This window comes from Pseudomonas sp. HP_01 (genome assembly GCF_055284355.1).
In genome coordinates, this window is the sequence record NZ_JBTOPV010000014.1 from 77,437 (window position 1) to 97,668 (window position 20,232).

General features: G+C 59.7%; 21 protein-coding genes. 14 read left to right on the forward strand and 7 right to left on the reverse strand.

All coding sequences use genetic code 11. The features are described from left to right. Positions 1-28 precede the first annotated feature (28 nt). The gene (gluQRS, locus tag ACYAR8_RS10815; RefSeq protein WP_463579867.1) at positions 29-916 is read right to left on the reverse strand and encodes a tRNA glutamyl-Q(34) synthetase GluQRS; all 888 of its coding nucleotides are present in this window, start codon (positions 914-916) and stop codon (positions 29-31) included. Between the two features lie 176 nt (positions 917-1,092). Further along, the gene (gene dksA, locus ACYAR8_RS10820) at positions 1,093-1,536 is read right to left on the reverse strand and encodes an RNA polymerase-binding protein DksA (protein WP_065988293.1); all 444 of its coding nucleotides are present in this window, start codon (positions 1,534-1,536) and stop codon (positions 1,093-1,095) included. A gap of 350 nt (positions 1,537-1,886) precedes the next feature. On the opposite strand from dksA, the gene ACYAR8_RS10825 reads away from it, so the two are divergent. Beyond that, a complete protein-coding gene (locus tag ACYAR8_RS10825; RefSeq protein WP_463579868.1) occupies positions 1,887-3,059 on the forward strand; it encodes a pyridoxal phosphate-dependent aminotransferase in 1,173 nt (390 codons plus the stop codon). After that, the gene (gene sfsA, locus ACYAR8_RS10830; RefSeq protein ID WP_463579869.1) at positions 3,059-3,802 is read left to right on the forward strand and encodes a DNA/RNA nuclease SfsA; all 744 of its coding nucleotides are present in this window, start codon (positions 3,059-3,061) and stop codon (positions 3,800-3,802) included. Before ACYAR8_RS10825 ends, sfsA begins: the two co-directional genes overlap by 1 nt. Here the strand turns inward: sfsA and ACYAR8_RS10835 are convergent. Then, positions 3,780-4,109: a Rieske (2Fe-2S) protein gene (locus ACYAR8_RS10835; RefSeq protein WP_463579879.1), complete on the reverse strand. Its 330-nt coding sequence runs from the start codon at positions 4,107-4,109 to the stop codon at positions 3,780-3,782. The genes sfsA and ACYAR8_RS10835 overlap by 23 nt on opposite strands. A gap of 213 nt (positions 4,110-4,322) precedes the next feature. On the opposite strand from ACYAR8_RS10835, the gene ACYAR8_RS10840 reads away from it, so the two are divergent. The 3 genes from ACYAR8_RS10840 (at position 4,323) to deoC (ending at position 7,040) form a co-directional block, all read left to right on the forward strand. After that, the gene (locus ACYAR8_RS10840) at positions 4,323-5,306 is read left to right on the forward strand and encodes a FecCD family ABC transporter permease (protein WP_463579880.1); all 984 of its coding nucleotides are present in this window, start codon (positions 4,323-4,325) and stop codon (positions 5,304-5,306) included. Next, positions 5,306-6,073, forward strand: coding sequence for a heme ABC transporter ATP-binding protein (locus ACYAR8_RS10845; RefSeq protein ID WP_074892639.1), 768 nt, complete (start codon positions 5,306-5,308; stop codon positions 6,071-6,073). The genes ACYAR8_RS10840 and ACYAR8_RS10845 overlap by 1 nt, the downstream gene beginning before the upstream one ends. Before the next feature lie 190 nt (positions 6,074-6,263). Beyond that, positions 6,264-7,040: a deoxyribose-phosphate aldolase gene (gene deoC / locus ACYAR8_RS10850; protein ID WP_463579870.1), complete on the forward strand. Its 777-nt coding sequence runs from the start codon at positions 6,264-6,266 to the stop codon at positions 7,038-7,040. Positions 7,041-7,229: 189 nt separating this feature from the next. Here deoC and ACYAR8_RS10855 read toward each other — a convergent pair whose 3' ends face one another. The 3 genes from ACYAR8_RS10855 to ACYAR8_RS10865 all read right to left on the reverse strand — a co-directional run bounded on the left by ACYAR8_RS10855 (position 7,230) and on the right by ACYAR8_RS10865 (position 9,734). After that, entirely contained in the window at positions 7,230-7,508 is a 279-nt protein-coding gene (locus ACYAR8_RS10855) for a TfoX/Sxy family protein (protein ID WP_074892641.1), read from the reverse strand. 244 nt (positions 7,509-7,752) lie between these two features. After that, positions 7,753-8,097: a pentapeptide repeat-containing protein gene (locus ACYAR8_RS10860; RefSeq protein WP_074892642.1), complete on the reverse strand. Its 345-nt coding sequence runs from the start codon at positions 8,095-8,097 to the stop codon at positions 7,753-7,755. 101 nt (positions 8,098-8,198) lie between these two features. Continuing rightward, entirely contained in the window at positions 8,199-9,734 is a 1,536-nt protein-coding gene (locus ACYAR8_RS10865) for a bifunctional aminoglycoside phosphotransferase/ATP-binding protein (RefSeq protein WP_463579871.1), read from the reverse strand. Between the two features lie 133 nt (positions 9,735-9,867). Here ACYAR8_RS10865 and mrcB point away from each other — a divergent pair, with 133 nt between their 5' ends. Genes mrcB through ACYAR8_RS10880 form a run of 3 tightly spaced genes read left to right on the forward strand, consistent with a single transcriptional unit; the run spans position 9,868 to position 13,298 of the window. Beyond that, the gene (gene mrcB / locus ACYAR8_RS10870) at positions 9,868-12,189 is read left to right on the forward strand and encodes a penicillin-binding protein 1B (protein ID WP_463579872.1); all 2,322 of its coding nucleotides are present in this window, start codon (positions 9,868-9,870) and stop codon (positions 12,187-12,189) included. A gap of 31 nt (positions 12,190-12,220) precedes the next feature. Beyond that, positions 12,221-12,976: a tetratricopeptide repeat protein gene (locus ACYAR8_RS10875; protein WP_463579873.1), complete on the forward strand. Its 756-nt coding sequence runs from the start codon at positions 12,221-12,223 to the stop codon at positions 12,974-12,976. Next, positions 12,969-13,298, forward strand: a complete 330-nt coding sequence (locus ACYAR8_RS10880) for a YqcC family protein (protein ID WP_074892646.1) — start codon at positions 12,969-12,971, stop codon at positions 13,296-13,298. Before ACYAR8_RS10875 ends, ACYAR8_RS10880 begins: the two co-directional genes overlap by 8 nt. Before the next feature lie 3 nt (positions 13,299-13,301). Here the strand turns inward: ACYAR8_RS10880 and ACYAR8_RS10885 are convergent, their stop codons facing one another. Next, positions 13,302-13,730 (reverse strand): DUF4124 domain-containing protein, encoded by a 429-nt coding sequence (locus ACYAR8_RS10885; protein WP_463579874.1) that lies wholly within the window; start codon positions 13,728-13,730, stop codon positions 13,302-13,304. A 410-nt stretch (positions 13,731-14,140) separates the two neighbouring features. Between ACYAR8_RS10885 and ACYAR8_RS10890 the strand changes: the two genes are divergently transcribed. The 6 genes from ACYAR8_RS10890 (at position 14,141) to msrQ (ending at position 20,123) form a co-directional block, all read left to right on the forward strand. Next, the gene (locus ACYAR8_RS10890) at positions 14,141-15,865 is read left to right on the forward strand and encodes an acetolactate synthase 3 large subunit (protein ID WP_074892654.1); all 1,725 of its coding nucleotides are present in this window, start codon (positions 14,141-14,143) and stop codon (positions 15,863-15,865) included. Positions 15,866-15,867: 2 nt separating this feature from the next. After that, positions 15,868-16,359 carry an acetolactate synthase small subunit gene (gene ilvN, locus ACYAR8_RS10895; RefSeq protein ID WP_074892648.1) on the forward strand — a complete coding sequence of 164 codons (492 nt, stop codon included), beginning with the start codon at positions 15,868-15,870 and terminating at the stop codon, positions 16,357-16,359. A gap of 46 nt (positions 16,360-16,405) precedes the next feature. Continuing rightward, positions 16,406-17,422, forward strand: a complete 1,017-nt coding sequence (gene ilvC / locus ACYAR8_RS10900; RefSeq protein ID WP_463579875.1) for a ketol-acid reductoisomerase — start codon at positions 16,406-16,408, stop codon at positions 17,420-17,422. A gap of 147 nt (positions 17,423-17,569) precedes the next feature. Beyond that, positions 17,570-18,418, forward strand: coding sequence for a CDP-diacylglycerol--serine O-phosphatidyltransferase (gene pssA / locus ACYAR8_RS10905; RefSeq protein ID WP_074892650.1), 849 nt, complete (start codon positions 17,570-17,572; stop codon positions 18,416-18,418). Between the two features lie 71 nt (positions 18,419-18,489). Next, complete coding sequence (gene msrP, locus ACYAR8_RS10910; protein WP_463579876.1) at positions 18,490-19,503, forward strand: protein-methionine-sulfoxide reductase catalytic subunit MsrP; 1,014 nt, start codon at positions 18,490-18,492, stop codon at positions 19,501-19,503. Next, a complete protein-coding gene (msrQ, locus tag ACYAR8_RS10915) occupies positions 19,503-20,123 on the forward strand; it encodes a protein-methionine-sulfoxide reductase heme-binding subunit MsrQ (protein ID WP_463579877.1) in 621 nt (206 codons plus the stop codon). Before msrP ends, msrQ begins: the two co-directional genes overlap by 1 nt. The last annotated feature ends 109 nt before the right edge of the window (positions 20,124-20,232 follow it).

Genomic DNA, 20,232 nt, shown 5'->3' on the forward strand with positions numbered 1-20,232 from the left:
TGCCTCCCTATGAATCGGCCGCGCCGGCTCAGTCTATTCGAGCTTCCTCGATAGCGGCCAGGCGGGGTATCGAATCGGCATCCCAGTGCGCAATGGCCCAGTCCAGCACCTCCCGGGGCGTAGCGTCGTCCAGTTCACCCGGCGTCGTTTGCCCCAGGGCACGCAAACCCCGGAGCAGCAACGGCGTGGCCTGATCGGGCGGCAGTGGCGGCGAGCGGTAGGATTTACCCAGTTTATGGCCGTCGGGTTGGGTGATCAGCGGCACATGAAGGTAGCGCGGTTGCGGCAGACCCAGCAGTTCTTGCAGGTACAGCTGTCGCGGCGTGGAGTCGAGCAGATCAGCTCCGCGGACGATGTCAGTCACGCCTTGCCAGCCGTCGTCGAGGACAACCGCCAGTTGGTAGGCGTAAAAGCCGTCCCGCCGACGAATGATGAAATCGCCCGCGTCGCGCCCCAGGTGTTGACGAAACTCGCCCTGCACGCGGTCTTCGAAGCGGTATTCCAGCTCAGGTACCCGAATCCGGATAGCCGCGTCCTCGGGTGAGTGCCCCGCATTCCGGCAAAAACCCGGGTAAATGCCGTTGTAGCCTTCCAGCTGCTTGCGCGAACAGGTGCACGCGTAAGCGAGCCCGTGGCTGAACCACCGATGGATGATCGCCTGGTAAGCCTCATGCCGGTCGCTTTGCCTCACCAGTTCGCCGTCCCACTCGAATCCGTAGGCTTCCAGCGTCTGGAGTATTCCCGCCTGGGCACCCGGAACCTCCCGGGGAGGGTCGAGATCCTCCATGCGCATCAACCATTTTCCGCCGACCGAGCGCGCGTCGAGGTACGAAGCCAGAGCTGCGACCAGAGAGCCGAAGTGCAGATAACCGCTGGGGGTTGGCGCAAAGCGCCCTATATAAGAAGGGTTTTTCATGGGCGCTGATGGTACTGGAAATAAAACGTACGAAATACCGGACGACGCGTCGTCCCGTGTGGGAAAGCGCAACGCACCGGTAGGTGACTTTCCGGCCCACGCCAGCGCGTGTTCAGTCGATCTCGGCAAGAAACAAAAAAGGACGCCGAGGCGTCCTTTTTACTGGATCAACAGGATCACTTACCGACCTGTTTTTCCTTGATTTCAGCGAGACTTTTGCAGTCAACGCACATGTCGGCCGTTGGGCGGGCCTCAAGGCGTTTGATACCGATCTCGACGCCGCACGATTCGCACCAGCCGTATTCCTTGTCCTGAATCAGCTGCAGCGTCTTGTCGATCTTCTTGATCAACTTGCGCTCACGATCACGGGCGCGCAGTTCCAGCGCGAATTCCTCTTCCTGGCTTGCACGGTCGGCAGGGTCAGGGAAGTTAGCCGCCTCGTCCTTCATGTGAACAACCGTGCGGTCAACTTCTACCATCAGTTCCTGTTTCCACTTGGACAGGATCTTGGTGAAGTGCTTGCGCATGGGGTCGCCCATGTATTCCTCGCCCTTCGTCGCGACGTAGGGTTCGAAACCACTGATTGCCGGGGTGCTCTTTTGCTTTTCTTCGGTGGGCATGAACGGACCGCCTCTCACTCTTCTAAGCCATTACACAGGTTAAGATCCATCGCCGACACCTGCCGGCCCTGCGGCTGCAAGCGGGCGAACTTACCAGATCGAATCGGAGCGCGCTACTCCCGGTTGTCGAGGATGGCCCGCAGCACGCACGTGGACTATGACCACAGCCTGAGCGCCCGGTTTTATCTATTTTGCGGTGCGCCGAGTTTAGCGCCTGCGGCGCAAGCCCCCGGTTTTCCGGACTGTCGGCTGCAAGTCACTGCAGCCCATGCCGATAAACGCTGTAGACCGCCCGGGTGGATGAGTAGAATCGGCGACTTGTCTCGCCACCCCTCACCAAAGGAAGGCCCATGCCCCAGCCCTACAGTGCGCGCAGCCGCGCCATAGAACCCTTTCATGTCATGGCGCTGCTGGCGCGGGCGAATGAACTGCAGGCGGCGGGGCATGACGTCATCCACTTGGAAATCGGCGAGCCGGATTTCACCACGGCCGAGCCGATCATCAAGGCCGGTCAGGCGGCGCTGGCCGCTGGCAAGACTCGTTACACGGCGGCCCGTGGTCTGCCGGAACTGCGCGAGGCGATCTCGGGCTTTTACGCTCAGCGTTACGGCGTGAACGTCGATCCGGGCAGAATTCTGATCACGCCGGGCGGTTCGGGTGCGTTGCTGCTGGCGGCGAGTCTGCTGGTCGACCCCGGCAAACACTGGCTGCTGGCCGATCCGGGATACCCGTGCAACCGGCATTTTCTGCGTCTGGTGGAGGGCGCCGCGCAGTTGGTGCCCGTGGGGCCGGACGTGCGTTATCAGCTGACGGCCGATCTGGTCGCCCAATACTGGAACGAGGACAGCGTCGGTGCGCTGGTGGCTTCTCCGGCCAATCCCACCGGGACCTTGCTGCACCGCGATGAGCTGGCCGCGCTTTCGGCGTCCTTGAAGGCCCGGGATGGCCACCTCGTGGTTGACGAGATCTATCACGGTCTGACCTATGGCGTTGACGCGAGCAGCGTGCTGGAAGTCGATAACGACGCGTTCGTGCTGAATAGTTTTTCCAAGTATTTCGGCATGACCGGTTGGCGACTCGGTTGGCTGGTTGCCCCTGAGGCGGCGATCGGTGATCTGGAAAAGCTGGCGCAGAATCTCTACATCAGCGCGCCGAGCATGGCGCAAAGCGCGGCACTTGCCTGTTTCGAGCCGCAGACCCTGGAGATCCTCGAACAACGTCGTGCCGAGTTTGCACGCCGTCGCGACTTCCTGCTTCCGGCGCTGCGCGAACTGGGTTTCAACATCGCCGTCGAGCCAGAGGGCGCCTTCTATCTATACGCAGACATCAGCGCGTTCGGCGGCGACGCGTTCGCGTTCTGCCATCACTTCCTGGAAACCGAGCATGTCGCGTTCACACCCGGGCTGGATTTCGGTCGTTACCGCGCCGGCCATCATGTGCGCTTTGCCTACACCCAGAGCCTGCCTCGGCTTCAGGAGGCGGTCGAGCGAATAGGCCGTGGTCTGCGGAGCTGGCAAGGCTGATGCGTTTCTCTCCTCCCCTTGAACAAGGCCGGCTGATTCAGCGCTACAAGCGCTTCCTCGCTGACATCGAGACCGCCAGCGGCGAGCTATTGACGATTCACTGCCCCAACACAGGCTCCATGTTCAATTGCATGATGCCGGGAGGCCGCGTCTGGTTCAGCAGATCCAATGACCCCAAGCGCAAGCTGCCGGGCACTTGGGAAATCACTGAAACACCACAAGGCCGGCTCGCCTGCGTCAACACTGCGCGCGCCAACAGGCTGGTGGAAGAGGCGCTTCTGGCTGGCGTGATCACGGAATTGACAGGGTTTACGGCGCTCAAGCGCGAAGTCGCCTACGGTCAGGAAAACAGCCGCGTCGACTTCCGGCTGGATTACCCCGATGGGTCGCTGTATCTGGAAGTCAAAAGCGTGACCCTGGGCTTTGATGACAGCCGGGTCGCTGCGTTTCCCGATGCGGTCACTCAGCGCGGCGCCAAGCACCTGCGCGAACTGGCTGCCCTGGCCCGGGAAGGCGTGCGCGCGGTGTTGCTGTATTGCGTGAACCTCACAGGCATCGATGCCGTGCGGCCCGCCGCCGAAATCGACGCGGCGTATGCCGCTGCCCTGCTAGAGGCGGCTGCGGCAGGGGTTGAAGTGCTCGCGTATGGGGTGCAGCTCACCCCTGACGAAGTGCGCATTGATCGGCGTCTTGAAATTCACCTCACGGAAACGCGCCCGCTCAGTCCGGTGCAACCGGGTTGATCCAGATGCCCTGAGCGTCCTCGCCGCAGTCGATAGCCCGCAGGGACTTGCCCTCGCAGGGGCCCGCCACGCAGTCGCCGCTCTCGATGAGGAACAGAGCACCGTGAGTGGCACACTGGATCAGACTGGCGCTGGCATCGAGAAACTCATCGGCCTGCCATTCCAGCGCCACGCCTCGATGGGGGCACCGATTGGCGTACACATACACCTGACCCGCTCGCCGGACGGCCAGAATCCTGATTTCATCAACCTCGAAGCCAAGGCTTTTGCCTTCCATCAGCGCAGCGCTGTCGCACAGGTATTTCAGCATGGTCTCCTTGGCGTTTGACGCTCAAATTGCAAATAATTATCGAATTCCTGAGCGAGGCAGGCTGCGCATTCTGCCAGCAGTCAAACCCGCCAGTCGATGAACGAAATCCAGCCAGTCGCGCCCTGAGGTGATCGACTGGGCCTTCCTTTATAGGAGACGCACCCTTTTATGCGCTTCACCTCTCAACTGATCGCGCTGGGCCTGGCCTGTTTGCTGGCGATATGGCTGTCCCTCGCCCTCGGGCCTGTCAGCCTGCCGATGATGGACACCTTGCGCGCGGTGCTCCATCTGGTGGGCGTGCCCGTGGCGGAGGACAACTTGCAGCAGGCGGAACTGATCGTGGGCCAGATTCGCCTGCCCCGTACGTTGCTCGGGCTGGCGGTGGGCGCAGTGCTGGCCTTGTCCGGCGTGGCGATGCAGGGTTTGTTTCGCAACCCCCTTGCCGATCCCGGCCTGGTCGGGGTTTCCAGTGGCGCGGCATTGGGCGCGGCGGTGGCCATCGTCGCCGGAGCATCCTTCGCCGGTTTGCCGGAGCCGTTCCAGCCGTATCTGCTGTCAATCTGTGCGTTTGCCGGTGGGCTTGGGGTGACCGCGATCGTGTATCGGCTGGGACGCCGCGATGGCAGAACCAGCGTCAGCACCATGCTGCTGGCGGGTGTGGCGATGACCGCGCTGGCCGGCTCGGTCATAGGGCTGTTCACATATCTGGCCGATGACGCCAGCCTGAGGACGCTGACGTTCTGGAATCTGGGCACACTCAACGGTGCCAGCTACGACCGTCTCTGGCCTCTTTTGCTGGTTTGCGTGGCGGTGATCCTCTGGCTGCCGCGCCGAGCCAAGGCACTCAACGCGCTGCTGCTTGGGGAATCGGAAGCGCACCACCTGGGCATCGACGTCCAACGCCTCAAGCGTGAGCTGATTCTGTGCATCGCCCTCGGTGTGGGGGCCGCTGTTGCAGCGGCGGGGCTGATCGGTTTTATCGGCCTGATCGTGCCGCACCTGGTGCGACTGCTGACCGGGCCAGACCACCGCGTCGTGCTTCCGGCCTCAGCGCTGGCAGGCGCAACACTGCTGCTTTTCGCAGACATCTTCGCCCGACTGGTGATGGCGCCGGCGGAGCTGCCGATCGGAATTGTCACCGTGTTCATTGGCGCGCCGTTTTTTCTTTTCCTGTTGGTTCGAGGGCGTATCTGATGTTGATCGCCAATGACCTCTGCATCATGCGTGGTGGCAAGCAGGTGGTCGCCAACATCGACGTGGCATTGACGCCCGGTCAGATGCTCGGCGTGCTGGGCCCCAACGGTGCTGGCAAAAGTACGCTGATGGCTGCCCTGTGCGGCGAGCTTGCCCCGACCCGCGGCCAGGTGTTGCTGGACGACATTCCCCTGAATCAATGGCGCGGCCCCGAGCGGGCGCGCCGGCTGGCTGTACTGCCGCAGAGTTCGACATTGGGTTTCGCGTTCAAGGTCGAGGAAGTGGTTGCGATGGGGCGCTTGCCCCATGGCAGCGGTCAGCAATGTGACGGAGAGATCATCCAGCACGCCCTTGTGGCGGCCGATGGCCTTCACCTGCTGGGTCGCAGCTATCTGACGCTGTCGGGCGGCGAGCGTCAGCGGGTTCATCTGGCGCGGGTGCTGGCTCAGGTGTGGCCGGGCGAGGAGGGCCAGATTCTATTGCTGGACGAACCCACGTCGGCGCTCGACCCGCTGCATCAGCACACCACGCTCTTGGCCGTTCGCGCGTTCGCCGCACGTGGTGGCGCGGTGATGGTCATCCTGCATGACTTGAACCTGGCCGCCCGTTATTGCGATCACTTGTTGTTGCTGGATCAAGGTCGCGCGCATTTATCCGGAACACCAGAGCAAGTGCTGACGCCTGAGGGGCTGAAGTCGGTGTTCGGTCTGGATGTTCTGGTTCAGGCCCATCCCGAGCGTGGGCATCCGCTGGTGATCGCTCGCTGAAGGGGGCTCGTCTCGACCCGCATCCGCTGATTTGATCGATCTAGCAGCCCCATTTTCGTTGCCTGTGCGGGCAATGTCCTTCGGACAATTCTTGTAATCACGTAGGCCTGCTCTTTTGCGTCTTTGTGACGGTTCAGCCACAGCCGTTCTAGATTATCGTCGCCTCAAGCAAAGGCATTGGGGGTGTGTAATGAACGATGTAAACGAAGCGATTGACGTGACTGAGGTCGATGCGGCAATGGCGCAACTGGCGATTGGCCTGATGGAGCTGGCTTCGTTGAATGCCGACGACACGGCGGAAAAGATTATTGCGTTGTGTCATCGAGCCCTGACTCCTGTGGGGTACGTTGCCGCCGTCTGTGTAGCGCCCAGATTCGCGGGACTGGCGCGGCGCACGCTCGACAGCCTTCACGCGCGGGAGATCAAGGTCGTGGCCGCGGTTAACTTTCCGAGCGGTTCCCCTTCTGTCAGCTCCGCTGAGTCGGAAACCCAGGCGGCAATCCTCGCGGGTGCCGACGAAATCGATCTGGTCTATCCCTTCCATGCTTTGCTTGGCGGGGACAGGCAGATTGGCGCGGACATCATCAATGCCTGCAAAGCCAGGTGCGGTCGGGCAGCATTGACCGTCACGCTTGAAACCGGCGTGCTGCGCGATCCGCAGGTCATTCACGGCGCAAGCTGTGTGGCGATTCAGGAGGGCGCCAACTTTCTGAAAACCAGCACGGGTAAACATATCCTCAACGCAACGCCCCAGGCCAGCCGGATTCTGATTGCGGCCATCGCCGAGTCAGGCGCGCATGTGGGAATCAACGTTTCCGGAAATGTGCGCACGCTCGAGGAAGCGCGGGTTCACATGGATCTTGTCAAGGCACGATTCGGCCCACGCTGGCTTGAGCAGGGGAGATTGAGGCTCGGGGCCACCAGCCTGCTGGATGATCTTTTGGGGCGCTTGGGCGTAGACGCGTGAATCGCAGGCAAAAAAAGACCCGGCAAAGAACCGGGTCAAAAACCGTGATTAGCCTGATGAGGAGATAATCTGAAAATCCGAACCAAGGAGTCTTTCAGGTTATCGACCAGTCTCGCGACCGGATGTGATAATAATAGTGATTCTCATTTGTATGTCAACAGTGTTCTGCGCATTATTTTGCTCCCGTGCTCAACGCTCTCCGACTGGCTCGGGGCCGGCGTTCTTCAACCTGTTGTTCAGGGAATCTTTGTTCTCTTGTGGCAGTTCGCTCCAGCGGCAATTTGCCAACGCACCTTCCAGTGAATACAGCAGCGCTTTGGAGGCTCGAAATCCCCTGATCTGAACGGCCCGGTAGGCCTGGATTGCGCCTAGGCGACGCAGATCAGCGATCGTGTGAATCCCCGCAGCGTGAAGCCATTGAACCGAGGTCCTTCCAAGATTCTTCATGCCCATCAATTCGTCGTCCATGCGTGCAAACCCATCCTGTCATTCCGTGTAATAACTTCTCCGTAGGCTCGACACAAACTGAAAAGGCGAGCCATGCCCTTTAGCGTAGACGACGTTGAATTAACCTGCAGAGAGACAGCCTTCGGACGCAGCACGCGCCGCCGAACGGTAGGATCAGATTAAAAGGGGGAGGCGAATACAGGCCCGGCATGGCTGAGCATGCGGGGCGGGAAGTCGGAGCGAAGCTTGGCGGCGGGGTATGACGTTAGCGGGTTCGATAACGCAGGCGCGTGCCGAAATTGACCGACATGAGGATCTCGTCAGCACTCAGCTCAGGCGGGAAGTACGCACCGGATATCTGCGCGTGGGCGATGCTCGCACCTTCAAGCTGGCTCGTCCTGAAGTCAACGCCGCGCAAGTCGGCCGACCTGAAGTAAGCGTCAGTGAAGTCGATCCGGTCAGCGTCAATCTCACGAAGATCCAGGCCGCGAAAATCGCCCCCTGACAGATCAACCGGGTCCTGCTTGGGCCGTTCGAGATTGAAGGCGGTCACGTCGTCTTTTCGCAACAGTGCGAACAGGGGCGAGTCGAGCTGTTTGGGCTGGTTCATTTGACGTCTCCTTGTTGGAATTCTGACGCCACTATAATGCCACCAAGGTTGGGCCGTGAAGCGATATCCTTCACGACTCGACCACTGGTGGAGACGGGATATCAGAGCCCCGGCAGATGCTGACGAATGTCGGCCACCAGGGTGTCCAGATCGCCGCTGACATTGGTCTCGACGTGGCGGCTGCGCAATATTTCATCCGCCGTCAGCGCCTCGCGACTAGCCAGTTGCGCTTCTATGACTTCCATGGTGGCGTCGGAAGGATCCTGATTCTGTGCCCGACGTTGCGCCAACCAACCCTCGATAACCGCCTTTGGCGCGGCGCAGTCAACGATCAGGAAAGGAACGCCCATCGCCTCGGCAATCTGCGCAGTCGCCTGACGCTGTGCGTGCTTCAAATAGGTTGCATCGATGACCACCGGCAAGCCTGCGCGGAGCACGACACCTGCCAACTCATTCAGGCGCCCATAAGTCGCAGCGCTCACGTCGGCGGAATACAGATCTTCATGGTCGGCGAACACTCGTTTGCGCTCGACGTCTGAACGCAGACGGATGGCACCCAGCGCTTCGACCAGGCGCATTGCAACCTGACTTTTGCCGACCGCGGAAACACCATGGGTGATGGCCAGAAAGTTGGAAGGAATCGCGCTGTAACTTTCGGCCAGATTGGCGTAGTTGCGATACTGGCGCAGTGTCGCGGCGCGCTGCACCTGGTCGGCGTCGGCATTCAGGCTGAACAGAGCCACTTTGGCACGGACCAGTGCGCGGTAGGCTTTGTAGAAATTGAGCAGTTGCAGGCCTGCGTAGTCGCCTGTCAGCTCCAGGTACTGACTGACGAACCGACGGGAAAGGCTTTTCAGGCCGCGATCCTCAAGGTCCATGGCCAGGAAGCCGATGTCCGCATAGACGTCTGTCATGCGGAAGGGCTCGTTGAATTCGATGCAGTCGAAAATCACGACCTTGCCATCGATCAGCGTTGCGTTGCCCAAGTGAATGTCGCCATGGCATTCGCGAACAAAACCGTCGAGCTTGCGCTGGTTCATCAGCGGCCTGAGACGCTCGAAACTGGTGTTGGCCCACGCCTCCAGCGCTTCCAGCTGGATGAGGTCAGATTTTTCGCTGAGGAAGGGCAGAATCTGCTCAAAATTCTGTGTGACCGGCGCCATTACGCTGTCGGCGCTGCCGAGAGGATTTTCCATCGGGACTTTAGGCGACTTGAGATGAAACTCGGCGATCTGCCGCGCCATGTCGTCGATGTGCGCAGTGGTCAGTTCGCCTTTGGCTTGCAAGGTGCTGAGCAATCCTTCCTGCGGGAACTGGCGCATTTTCAGCACGTACTCGATCGCTTCGCCTTCGCCATTCAGCTGCGGGGCCTCAATGCTGCCGGTGATGGGCAGCACTTCAAGGTACAGATCGTCCGTCAGGCGCTGGTTCAGCATCAGCTCCTGCTCGCAGAAATGCTGACGCGCCGGCAGGCTGGTGAAGTCCAGAAAACCGAAATTGACCGGCTTCTTCATCTTGTAGACGTAGGGGCCGGTGAGCAGCACCCAGGAAATATGCGTCTCGATGACCTGAAACTGTTCGACCGGGTGAGGAAACAGGGAGGGGTTTTGCAGCGCGGCTATCAGTGTCTGGCTCACGGACGATCCTTGAAAGGTGATAAGTCGATAGAGAAGAAGCGAAAGACGGCCATTATGGCCGCTCAAGGCATTGCTGCAAACCGCTTAAAGGGTGGTCTGTCGGGGGCTTTGAAAGTGCGTATAATCCGCCGCCATGACCCGATCCCGCACCTCGAAAAAATCCCCCAAACCCACCAACAGCCGCCTGCGCAGCCTGTTGGGCTGGGCCCTGAAACTCAGTCTTGTCGGGCTGGTGATCCTCGGCTGCTTTGCCGTTTACCTGGATTCCATCGTCCAGGAAAAATTCTCCGGCAAGCGCTGGACCATTCCGGCCAAGGTCTATGCACGGCCACTGGAGCTGTTCGTCGGCCAGAAGCTTTCACGCGACGACTTCCTGCTGGAACTCGATGCGCTGGGCTATCGCCGCGAAGGCGTGGCCAACGGCCCGGGCGCTGCGGCAGTCAACGGCAACAATGTCGATCTCAACACCCGCGGCTTTCAGTTCTATGAAGGTGCTGACCCGGCGCAGCAGATCCATGTGCGCTTTTCCGGCGATTACGTCGCGGAACTGACCGCCGCCAATGGCGCCAAGCTTGCTGTCGCGCGGCTTGAGCCTCTGATGATCGGCGGCTTGTACCCGAAGAATCTGGAAGACCGGATTCTGATCAAGCTCGATCAGGCGCCGCCTTACTTGCTCGACACCCTGGTGACTGTCGAAGATCGGGATTTCTATCATCACTTTGGGGTGTCGCCAAAGGGGATCCTGCGAGCTTTCTGGATCAACGCATCCGCTGGACAGATGCGCCAGGGCGGATCGACGCTGACGCAGCAACTGGTCAAGAACTTCTACCTGACCAATGAGCGCAGCATCACCCGCAAGCTGACAGAAGCGATGATGGCTGTTCTGCTGGAGATTCATTACAGCAAGCAGGAGATTCTTGAGGCCTACCTCAACGAAGTGTTCGTGGGGCAGGACGGTCAGCGTGCGGTGCACGGTTTTGGTCTGGCAAGTCAGTATTTCTTCAGCCAGCCGTTGTCGGAGCTGAAGCTGCACCAGGTCGCCTTGCTGGTCGGTCTGGTCAAGGGGCCTTCCTATTACAACCCGCGCCGCAACCCGGAGCGTGCGCTGGAAAGGCGCAATCTGGTCCTCGATCTGCTGGAGCAACAGGGTGTCGCGACGCCTGAAGTGGTCGCGGCGGCGAAGAAGATGCCGCTGGGCGTGAGCAAAGTCGGGTCACTGGCCGATAGCTCGTTCCCGGACTTCCTCGATCTGGTCAAGCGCCAACTCCGTCAGGACTACCGCGACGAAGACTTGACCGAAGAGGGCCTGCGGATATTCACGAGCTTCGATCCGATTCTGCAGATGAAGTCCGAAGCCGCCGTACGCGAAAGCTTCGCCAAGATAGCCGGCCGCAAAGGCGCGGACGAGATGGAAACGGCCATGGTCGTGACCAATCCGGAGACCGGCGAAGTCCAGGCGCTGATCGGCAGCCGCCAGGCAGGCTTCGCGGGTTTCAACCGGGCGCTGGATGCCGTTCGGCCGATCGGGTCGTTGGTCAAGCCGGCCATCTACCTGACCGCTCTCGAGCGTCCGCAGCAGTACTCGCTGACCAGCTGGATTCCCGACGAGCCTTTTCAGGTGAAAGGCGCCGACGGCCAGATCTGGAAACCTCAGAACTACGATCACAAAGCCCACGGCAACATTTTCCTGTATCAGGGCCTGGCGCATTCCTACAACCTGTCCAGCGCGAAGCTGGGTCTGGACTTGGGCATACCGAACGTCTTCAAAACCCTGACCAAACTGGGCGTCACCCGCGAGTGGCCGGCTTTCCCGTCGATGCTCCTCGGGGCGGGCGCGCTGACGCCAATCGAAGTGGCGACGATGTACCAGACCATCGCCAGCGGCGGATTCAACACACCGTTACGCGGGATTCGCAGCGTACTCACCGCTGAAGGGGAGCCGCTCAAGCGCTACCCGTTCCAGATTCAGCAACGTTTCGACCCTGGATCGATCTATCTGCTGCAGAACGCCATGCAGCGGGTGATGCGCGAAGGTACCGGTAAATCGGTGTACAACGTGCTGCCGAGCACGCTGAATCTGGCGGGCAAGTCGGGTACCACCAACGACTCGCGCGACAGCTGGTTTGCCGGCTTCAGTCAGGACTTGCTGGCGATCGTCTGGATGGGCCGCGACGACAACGGCAAGACGCCGTTTACCGGGGCCACTGGCGCACTGCAGATCTGGACCAGTTTCATGAAGAAGGCCGATCCGCTGCCGCTGGACATGGCGATGCCCGATAACGTCGTGCAGGCCTGGGTCAATGCCAGTACCGGCGAAGGCACCGACGCCAGCTGCCCGAACGCCGTACAGATGCCGTATATTCGCGGCAGTGAGCCGCAACCCGGCCCGACCTGCGGCGGGGCAGCAGCGCCCGCCGATTCGGTAATGGACTGGGTCAAGGGCTGGTTGAACTAAGCCTGGTTGAATTAAGCAAAGAGGATGTGACGTGAACAAGTGGTGGATTCCGGCTGTAACGGCTCTGGTTTTGCTCAACGGTTGCGCGTCCCAGACGCGCAGTGCAATTCCGGTGGTGGATTCAGGGTCACGCGTTTCAAACGGCGAGCGCGTTTCGTCTACTCGCAACAACACCTACCGCGCGCCGGTGCAGGCACCTGCGCAGTCGCAGACGATTCAGGAAGATTCCGGTGTCACGGTCATGGTCCCCGGCGGCGCCAACGCCAGTGGTGCACCTATTTCGACGTTCGTGCCACCCACCACGGCGCCGATCAGCACTGCACCGATCAATACGGCGCCGGTTAATCAGGCACCGGCGAACAACACTTACACACCGCCGCCGGCGACCAGCAATACCTACAACATGCCGGCGTCGGCGCCGACTGGCATTCCGTCTGCGTCCAGCGGCGGGTTGTCGGAAGATGAGCAACTGGATGGGCCGGTGCTGGCGTTGCTGACCACTGCTCAGCAACAGCAATCCGGTGGCGACCTCAACGGCGCATCATCGAGCCTTGAACGTGCGCAGCGCGTGGCTCCCCGTGAGCCGCAGGTTCTTTACCGTCTGGCGCAAGTGCGTCTGGCCCAGGGCGATGCGCCTCAGGCCGAACAATTAGCCCGTCGCGCTCTCACCTACGCCAATGGTCGCGCCAGCCTTCAAGCCAGTCTTTGGGGGTTGATTGCCCAAACGCGTGAGAAGCAGGGTGACGCAGCCGGCGCAGCACTGGCGCGGCAGAAAGCCAATGGATAAACGCTTTCCGAAAATCGCTGACCAATTGCTGTTGATCGAGCGCGAATTGCGGGTGCTGGGGTGGTGGAAGGAGGTGCCGCCCAGCGATGAGTCGCTGTCCAGTCGTGAGCCCTTCTGCGTCGACACGCTGGATTTTGATCAGTGGCTGCAATGGATCTTCCTGCCGCGCATGAAGATCATCCTTGAACAGGATCTGCCATTGCCCACGGCATCCGGCATCCTGGAAATGGCGGAAATGGTTTACGCCAGCCGTATCCGCGAAGCGCGCTACCTGCTGGTGCTGCTGAAAGACTTTGACCGGTTAATCACTGAGTCCGTCTGACCCTCAGTTGCATTGGTCGTCGAGGTATTTCTTGACCTCGGCGATGCGCGCTTGCCGTTCTTCTTCCGTAAACCGCCTGAACTCGCCATTCACCTCTTGTCGCACCCGCGGGTTGTTCTGCAGCTGGGCCAGGTTGGTACGCTGTTCGTCGCACGCCTCTTTGCGCTTGGCTTCTTGAGCCGCGACCTGCTTCCTGACTTTGGCATCGACTGCTTCCTGCTCGCGGGCGCCGTCCTGATTCTGCGGCGGCGGGGCAGGTGGGGCAGCGACGGGTTTCCCGGTATCGATTTCCTGTGCTGTCTGCCCGGCAGGCGGCTGGGCATCGAAATGCGTGACGCCTTGGGCGTCGACCCATTTGTATATCTGCGCCGCCTGGCTGACCGCCGGGGCGATGGCAAGTGTCAGCGTCGCTGCAAGCATCATCCAGCGCATTCCCGGTTCCTTAGTTCTGTGGCAATGGCCGGAAACCTATCACAAGCGTGACGCCACGACCTCATTCGGTGCCTTTTAGCGGGCGGCGGACGAAGAAAGCGCATCGATGACTTGACTTGAGAGGGGCGAATCCGAACAATCCAAAGTTCGCTGTAGAGGGACTGCCAGAAGCAGACCGTCTCGGTAGATCATGAGGCGCACACCCGCGCCGACCCGTAACACCCGCAACGCGTTACCTCGCGCTGGGTGGGAAGACCCCGAAACACTTAAGGGGCGATCCCAATACTTGCTCAGTCAGTGCTGACGTAGTCGGCGACCACCGTCGCTCATGCTCTGCTTTGCAGTAAACCTATTAAGACCCGTCTCCTCGCTTGTGTGGACGGTATTCTGGCGTTTTAGAGGTGAACAACGTGGAGCTTTTATCTGGCGCTGAAATGGTCGTCCGCTTTTTGCGTGACGAAGGTGTAGAGCACATCTACGGGTACCCTGGCGGTGCCCTCCTGCATATATACGACGCGCTGTTCAAAGAACCGGCTGTGAGCCACATCCTCGTTCGTCACGAGCAGGCCGCAACTCACATGGCTGACGGTTACGCCCGCGCCACCGGCAAGGCAGGCGTTGTGCTGGTGACTTCGGGTCCCGGCGCAACCAATGCCATCACCGGTATCGCGACCGCCTACATGGATTCGATTCCGATGGTGGTGCTGTCCGGTCAGGTCCCGAGCAACATGGTCGGTACCGACGCGTTTCAGGAAACCGACATGATCGGTATCTCCCGGCCGATCGTGAAGCACAGCTTTATGATCAAGCACCCGTCGGAAATCCCGGAAGTCCTGAAGAAAGCGTTCTACCTCGCTCAATCCGGTCGTCCTGGTCCTGTTGTCGTCGATATTCCGAAAGACATGACCAACCCGGCTGAAAAGTTCGAATACGTTTTCCCCAAGAAAGCCAAACTGCGTTCCTACAGCCCGGCGGTTCGTGGCCATTCCGGTCAGATCCGCAAGGCCGTGGAAATGCTGGTCGCGGCCAAGCGCCCGGTCATCTACGCCGGTGGCGGTGTGATCATGGGCAACGGTTCGGCGCAATTGACCGAACTGGCGCAGCAGTTGAACGCTCCGGTTACCAACACGCTGATGGGGCTGGGTGCCTACCCGGGCACTGATCGCCAGTTCGTCGGCATGCTGGGGATGCATGGCAGCTACACCGCCAACCTGGCTATGCACCACGCCGACGTGATTCTTGCGGTCGGCGCGCGTTTCGATGACCGCGTGATCAACGGCCCGGCGAAGTTCTGCCCGAACGCCAAAATCATTCATGTCGACATTGATCCGGCATCCATCTCCAAGACCATCAAGGCCGACGTGCCAATCGTCGGGCCGGTCGAGAGCGTGTTGACCGAAATGGTTGCGACCCTCAAAGAGCTTGCCGAAACCCCTAACAAGGATTCGGTCGCGACGTGGTGGAAGCAGATCGAAGAATGGCGCGCCGGGGGTGATCTGTTCCCGTACAACCGTGGTGACGGAAGCGTCATCAAGCCGCAGACCGTGATCGAGACGCTGTGTGAGGTCACAAACGGCGATGCCTATGTCACATCCGATGTGGGCCAGCACCAGATGTTCGCGGCTCAGTACTACCGCTTCAACAAGCCCAACCGCTGGATCAACTCCGGCGGTCTCGGCACGATGGGGTTCGGTCTGCCTGCCGCGATGGGCGTTGCGCTGAGTTTCCCGAATGACCATGTCGCCTGCGTCACCGGCGAAGGCAGCATTCAGATGAACATTCAGGAACTGTCGACCTGTCTGCAGTACAACCTGCCGGTGAAGATCATCCTGCTCAACAACGGCGTGCTCGGCATGGTCCGTCAGTGGCAGGACATGAGCTACAGCGGCCGTCACTCGCATTCCTACATGGAGTCGCTGCCTGACTTCGTGAAGCTGGTCGAGGCTTACGGGCACGTTGGCATGCGCATCACCGATCTGAAGGACCTGAAGCCGAAGATGGAAGAGGCGTTCGCCATGAAAGATCGTCTGGTGTTCCTCGACATCCAGGTTGACGTCAGTGAGCACGTCTATCCGATGCAGATCAGAGACGGGTCCATGCGCGACATGTGGCTGAGCAAGACGGAGCGGACATAACCATGCGCCACATCATTTCGCTACTGCTGGAAAACGAACCGGGCGCGCTGTCTCGTGTGGTCGGCCTGTTTTCGCAGCGCAACTACAACATCGAAAGCCTGACTGTGGCGCCAACCGAGGACCCGACCCTGTCGCGTCTGACGCTGACCACCGTTGGCCATGATGAAGTGATCGAGCAAATCACCAAGAACCTCAACAAGCTGATCGAGGTGGTCAAGCTGGTCGATTTGTCGGAGAGCGCCCATATCGAGCGTGAACTGATGCTGATCAAGGTGAAAGCCACCGGCGCTCAGCGTGCCGAGATCAAGCGCACCACCGACATTTTTCGCGGCCAGATCGTCGATGTCTCCAGCAGCGTCTATACCGTGCAGTTGACCGGGACAAGCGACAAGCTGGACAGCTTCATCCAGGCGATTGGCACGACGGCCATTCTGGAAACCGTACGAAGCGGCGTCACGGGCATTGCCCGGGGCGACAAAGTGCTGAGCATCTAATCCAATTTTGCAAATGGCCTTGCGGCCAAGTTATCAGGGGAATTTCATGAAAGTTTATTACGACAAAGACTGCGACCTTTCCATCATCCAGGGCAAAAAAGTTGCCATCATCGGTTACGGTTCCCAGGGCCACGCTCAAGCGTGCAACCTGAAAGACTCCGGCGTTGATGTCACCGTTGGCCTGCGCAAGGGTTCCGCCACTGTCGCCAAAGCTGAAGCTCACGGCCTGAAAGTGACCGACGTGGCTTCCGCTGTCGCCGCTGCAGACCTGGTCATGATCCTGACCCCGGACGAATTCCAGTCCCAGCTGTACAAAAACGAAATCGAGCCGAACATCAAGAAGGGCGCAACGCTGGCCTTCTCCCACGGTTTCGCGATTCACTACAACCAGGTTGTTCCTCGTGCCGACCTCGACGTCATCATGATCGCGCCGAAAGCACCGGGCCACACCGTGCGTACCGAATTCGTCAAAGGCGGTGGCATTCCTGACCTGATCGCCGTTTTCCAGGACGCTTCGGGCAACGCCAAGAACGTCGCTCTGTCGTACGCGTCGGGTGTTGGTGGCGGCCGTACCGGCATCATCGAAACCACATTCAAGGACGAGACCGAAACCGACCTGTTCGGCGAACAAGCCGTTCTGTGTGGCGGTACCGTTGAGCTGGTCAAAGCCGGTTTCGAAACCCTGGTTGAAGCCGGTTACGCGCCGGAAATGGCATACTTCGAGTGCCTGCACGAACTGAAGTTGATCGTTGACCTCATGTACGAAGGCGGTATCGCCAACATGAACTATTCGATCTCCAACAACGCCGAATACGGCGAGTACGTGACCGGTCCGGAAGTCATCAACGCCGAATCCCGTCAGGCCATGCGCAACGCTCTGAAGCGCATCCAGGACGGCGAATACGCCAAGATGTTCATCGCCGAGGGCGCCAGCGGCTACCCTTCGATGACCGCCAAGCGTCGCAACAACAAGGCGCACGGCCTGGAAATCATCGGTGAGCAACTGCGCTCGATGATGCCTTGGATCGCGAAGAACAAGATCGTCGACCAAGCCAAGAACTAAGATCGCAGATCAGTCCTTGCATGAAAAAACGCGGCCCTCGGGTCGCGTTTTTTCGTTATGGGGGCTCATCTGGTATAAAGCTGCATCGTTTGTCGGCCCGGAGGCCACAAGCATTTGTCGAAATTCTTCAGCTGCAAGGTATTGTCCATGAGCGAACGTCCCGAAGAGCCGAACAAGGCTTCTGACGCCGAAAGCCTGCTACCGATTGATGAACACATTGAAGAGGGTCACGACGACGAGGGGCGCAAGGTCCGTCATCGCGGTATCTACCTGTTGCCCAATCTGTTCACTACCGCGAACCTGTTCGCCGGCTTCTACGCAATCATCAGCGCCATGAGTGCGCAGAGCGCGTTGAGTGCGGGTGATCAGGTAAGCGCGAGCAAATACTTCGCGTTTTCCGCCATCGCCATCTTCGTTGCCATGGTGCTGGATGGTCTGGACGGCCGCGTCGCGCGGATGACCAACACACAAAGCGCATTCGGCGCAGAGTACGACTCGCTGTCCGACATGGTCGCTTTTGGCGTGGCGCCGGCGCTGTTGGCGTTTGGCTGGGCGTTGGGTGATATGGGCAAGGTCGGGTGGATGGTCGCCTTTATCTATGTCGCGGGAGCGGCGTTGCGCCTGGCCCGCTTCAACACTCAGGTGGGCAAGGCGGACAAGCGTTACTTCATCGGCCTGGCAAGCCCTGCCGCTGCAGGCGTTGTGGCGGGCACGGTCTGGGCATTCAGCGATTACGGCATTCAGGGTTCGAAACTGTCGTTTCTGGTCGCGCTATTGGTTGCTGCTGCCGGGATGCTGATGGTGAGCAACATCAAGTACAACAGCTTCAAGGAGCTGGATCTCAAGGGGCGCGTGCCGTTTGTTGCGATTCTGGCCGTTGTTTTGGTGTTCGCCGTGGTGTTCAGTGATCCGCCGCGCATTCTGCTGCTGATCTTCCTCGGCTATGCAGCATCGGGTCCGATCCAATACCTGCTGCGTCTGCGTCGCCAGAGGTAGTTAGTCAGGCTGCATTTCCCGCATACTCCGCAGCTATAGATGCTTCAGTTCTCTATAACTGCGGAGTCATCATGTTGATCAAGATCCCCTCCACATCCGATTGCAAAGAGTCGGATGTCACGCCCGAATCTATTTATCTGTCCCGCCGCGCGTTGCTCGGCAGCTCACTCGCAGGGCTCGCTGTAAGCGCGATGCCGCGTTGGGCCCAAGCCGAAGAAGCCTCCCGCTACGCTGACGTCGAAGCCGGCGCTGCCCCTGACTGGTTCAAAGGCAAGTTATCCAGCACGAAGTGGCAAGCCGTCACCGTCAAAGACGAGACGATCACGCCGTTCAAGGACGCGACCCACTACAACAACTTCTACGAGTTCGGCACCGACAAGGGTGATCCTGCGCAAAACGCCGGTTCCTTGAAGACCGAGCCGTGGAGCGTTGTCATCGATGGAGAGGTGGCCAAGCCTGGCCGCTACGCTCTCGAAGACTTCATGAAGCCCTATCAGCTGGAAGAGCGTATTTATCGCCTGCGCTGCGTAGAGGCGTGGTCGATGGTGATTCCATGGCTGGGTTTCCCGATCTCCGAGTTGCTCAAGCAGGTTGAACCGACGGCGAATGCCAAATACATCCGCTTCGAAACGCTGCAGGACCCGAAGACCATGCCGGGTCAGCGCTCCGGCTTTGCATTGATCGACTGGCCTTATGTAGAAGGGCTGCGCCTGGACGAGGCGATGAACCCGCTGGCGATTCTGGCGGTGGGCATGTATGGACGGGAGCTGCCCAATCAGAACGGCGCGCCGCTGCGTCTGGTGGTGCCTTGGAAATACGGCTTTAAAAGCGTGAAGTCCATCGTGCGCATCAGTCTGACCAGCGAGCAGCCGAAGACCACGTGGCAAAGCATTGCGGCAAGCGAGTACGGTTTTTATGCCAATGTGAACCCGACGGTTGACCACCCACGCTGGACCCAGGCCCACGAGCGGCGTCTACCCAGCGGGCTGTTCAGCCCGAACATTCGCCAGACCGAGATGTTCAACGGATATGGGGAGCAGGTTGCTTCTCTGTATACAGGCCTGGATTTACGGAAAAACTATTGATGCGCTTCATCTACTGGCGAGTGTCGGTGTTCATCGCTGCAGCTGTAGTACCGGCGTATTGGCTCTACCAGGCGTGGATTTTTGCTTTGGGGCCTGATCCGGGGAAGGTGCTGGTAGATCGCCTCGGGTTGGGAACGCTGGTGTTGCTTTTGATCACATTGGCCATGACTCCGTTACAGCGCACAACCGGCTGGCCAGGCTGGATTGCGGTTCGCCGCCAGCTGGGGTTGTGGTGTTTCACCTATGTGTCGCTGCACATGCTGGGTTACGGCTTCTTTATCCTGGGCTTCGACTGGGCTCAGTTGGGCGTGGAGCTGGTCAAGCGGCCGTACATTATTGTCGGCGCGCTGGGTTTTCTGGGGCTGCTGTCGCTGGCGGTCACGTCCAATCGCTACAGTCAGCGTCGTTTGGGAGTGCGCTGGAAGAAACTTCATCGGCTCAGTTACCTGATTCTGGGGCTGGGTTTGCTTCACATGCTGTGGATTGTGCGGGCGGATCTGAAGGAGTGGGCCGTATATGCAACGATCGGCGTGTTGCTTCTAGTCCTCAGGATTCCCGTAATTGCTGGGCGTATCCAGCGTCGTCGGGTCAAGAGCAGCAACGTTGCCACTAAAGTATAAATAAGTGCTTGACGCCCCTCTGGATCTGTCTATAATTCGCCCCACTTCCGGCGCAGACGAAACGGAAAACTCCTTGATAATCAAAGAGTTGGACGAAGTAAGCAGCGAG

Bases quoted from the DNA above. Each gene is read 5' to 3' on its own strand.
- gluQRS (WP_463579867.1), bottom strand. From the start codon at position 916: ATGAAAAACCCTTCTTATATAGGGCGCTTTGCGCCAACCCCCAGCGGT.
- dksA (WP_065988293.1), bottom strand. From the start codon at position 1,536: ATGCCCACCGAAGAAAAGCAAAAGAGCACCCCGGCAATCAGTGGTTTC.
- ACYAR8_RS10825 (WP_463579868.1), top strand. From the start codon at position 1,887: ATGCCCCAGCCCTACAGTGCGCGCAGCCGCGCCATAGAACCCTTTCAT.
- sfsA (WP_463579869.1), top strand. From the start codon at position 3,059: ATGCGTTTCTCTCCTCCCCTTGAACAAGGCCGGCTGATTCAGCGCTAC.
- ACYAR8_RS10845 (WP_074892639.1), top strand. From the start codon at position 5,306: ATGTTGATCGCCAATGACCTCTGCATCATGCGTGGTGGCAAGCAGGTG.
- deoC (WP_463579870.1), top strand. From the start codon at position 6,264: ATGAACGATGTAAACGAAGCGATTGACGTGACTGAGGTCGATGCGGCA.
- ACYAR8_RS10855 (WP_074892641.1), bottom strand. From the start codon at position 7,508: ATGGACGACGAATTGATGGGCATGAAGAATCTTGGAAGGACCTCGGTT.
- ACYAR8_RS10860 (WP_074892642.1), bottom strand. From the start codon at position 8,097: ATGAACCAGCCCAAACAGCTCGACTCGCCCCTGTTCGCACTGTTGCGA.
- mrcB (WP_463579872.1), top strand. From the start codon at position 9,868: ATGACCCGATCCCGCACCTCGAAAAAATCCCCCAAACCCACCAACAGC.
- ACYAR8_RS10880 (WP_074892646.1), top strand. From the start codon at position 12,969: ATGGATAAACGCTTTCCGAAAATCGCTGACCAATTGCTGTTGATCGAG.
- ACYAR8_RS10885 (WP_463579874.1), bottom strand. From the start codon at position 13,730: ATGCGCTGGATGATGCTTGCAGCGACGCTGACACTTGCCATCGCCCCG.
- ilvN (WP_074892648.1), top strand. From the start codon at position 15,868: ATGCGCCACATCATTTCGCTACTGCTGGAAAACGAACCGGGCGCGCTG.
- ilvC (WP_463579875.1), top strand. From the start codon at position 16,406: ATGAAAGTTTATTACGACAAAGACTGCGACCTTTCCATCATCCAGGGC.
- pssA (WP_074892650.1), top strand. From the start codon at position 17,570: ATGAGCGAACGTCCCGAAGAGCCGAACAAGGCTTCTGACGCCGAAAGC.
- msrP (WP_463579876.1), top strand. From the start codon at position 18,490: ATGTTGATCAAGATCCCCTCCACATCCGATTGCAAAGAGTCGGATGTC.
- msrQ (WP_463579877.1), top strand. From the start codon at position 19,503: ATGCGCTTCATCTACTGGCGAGTGTCGGTGTTCATCGCTGCAGCTGTA.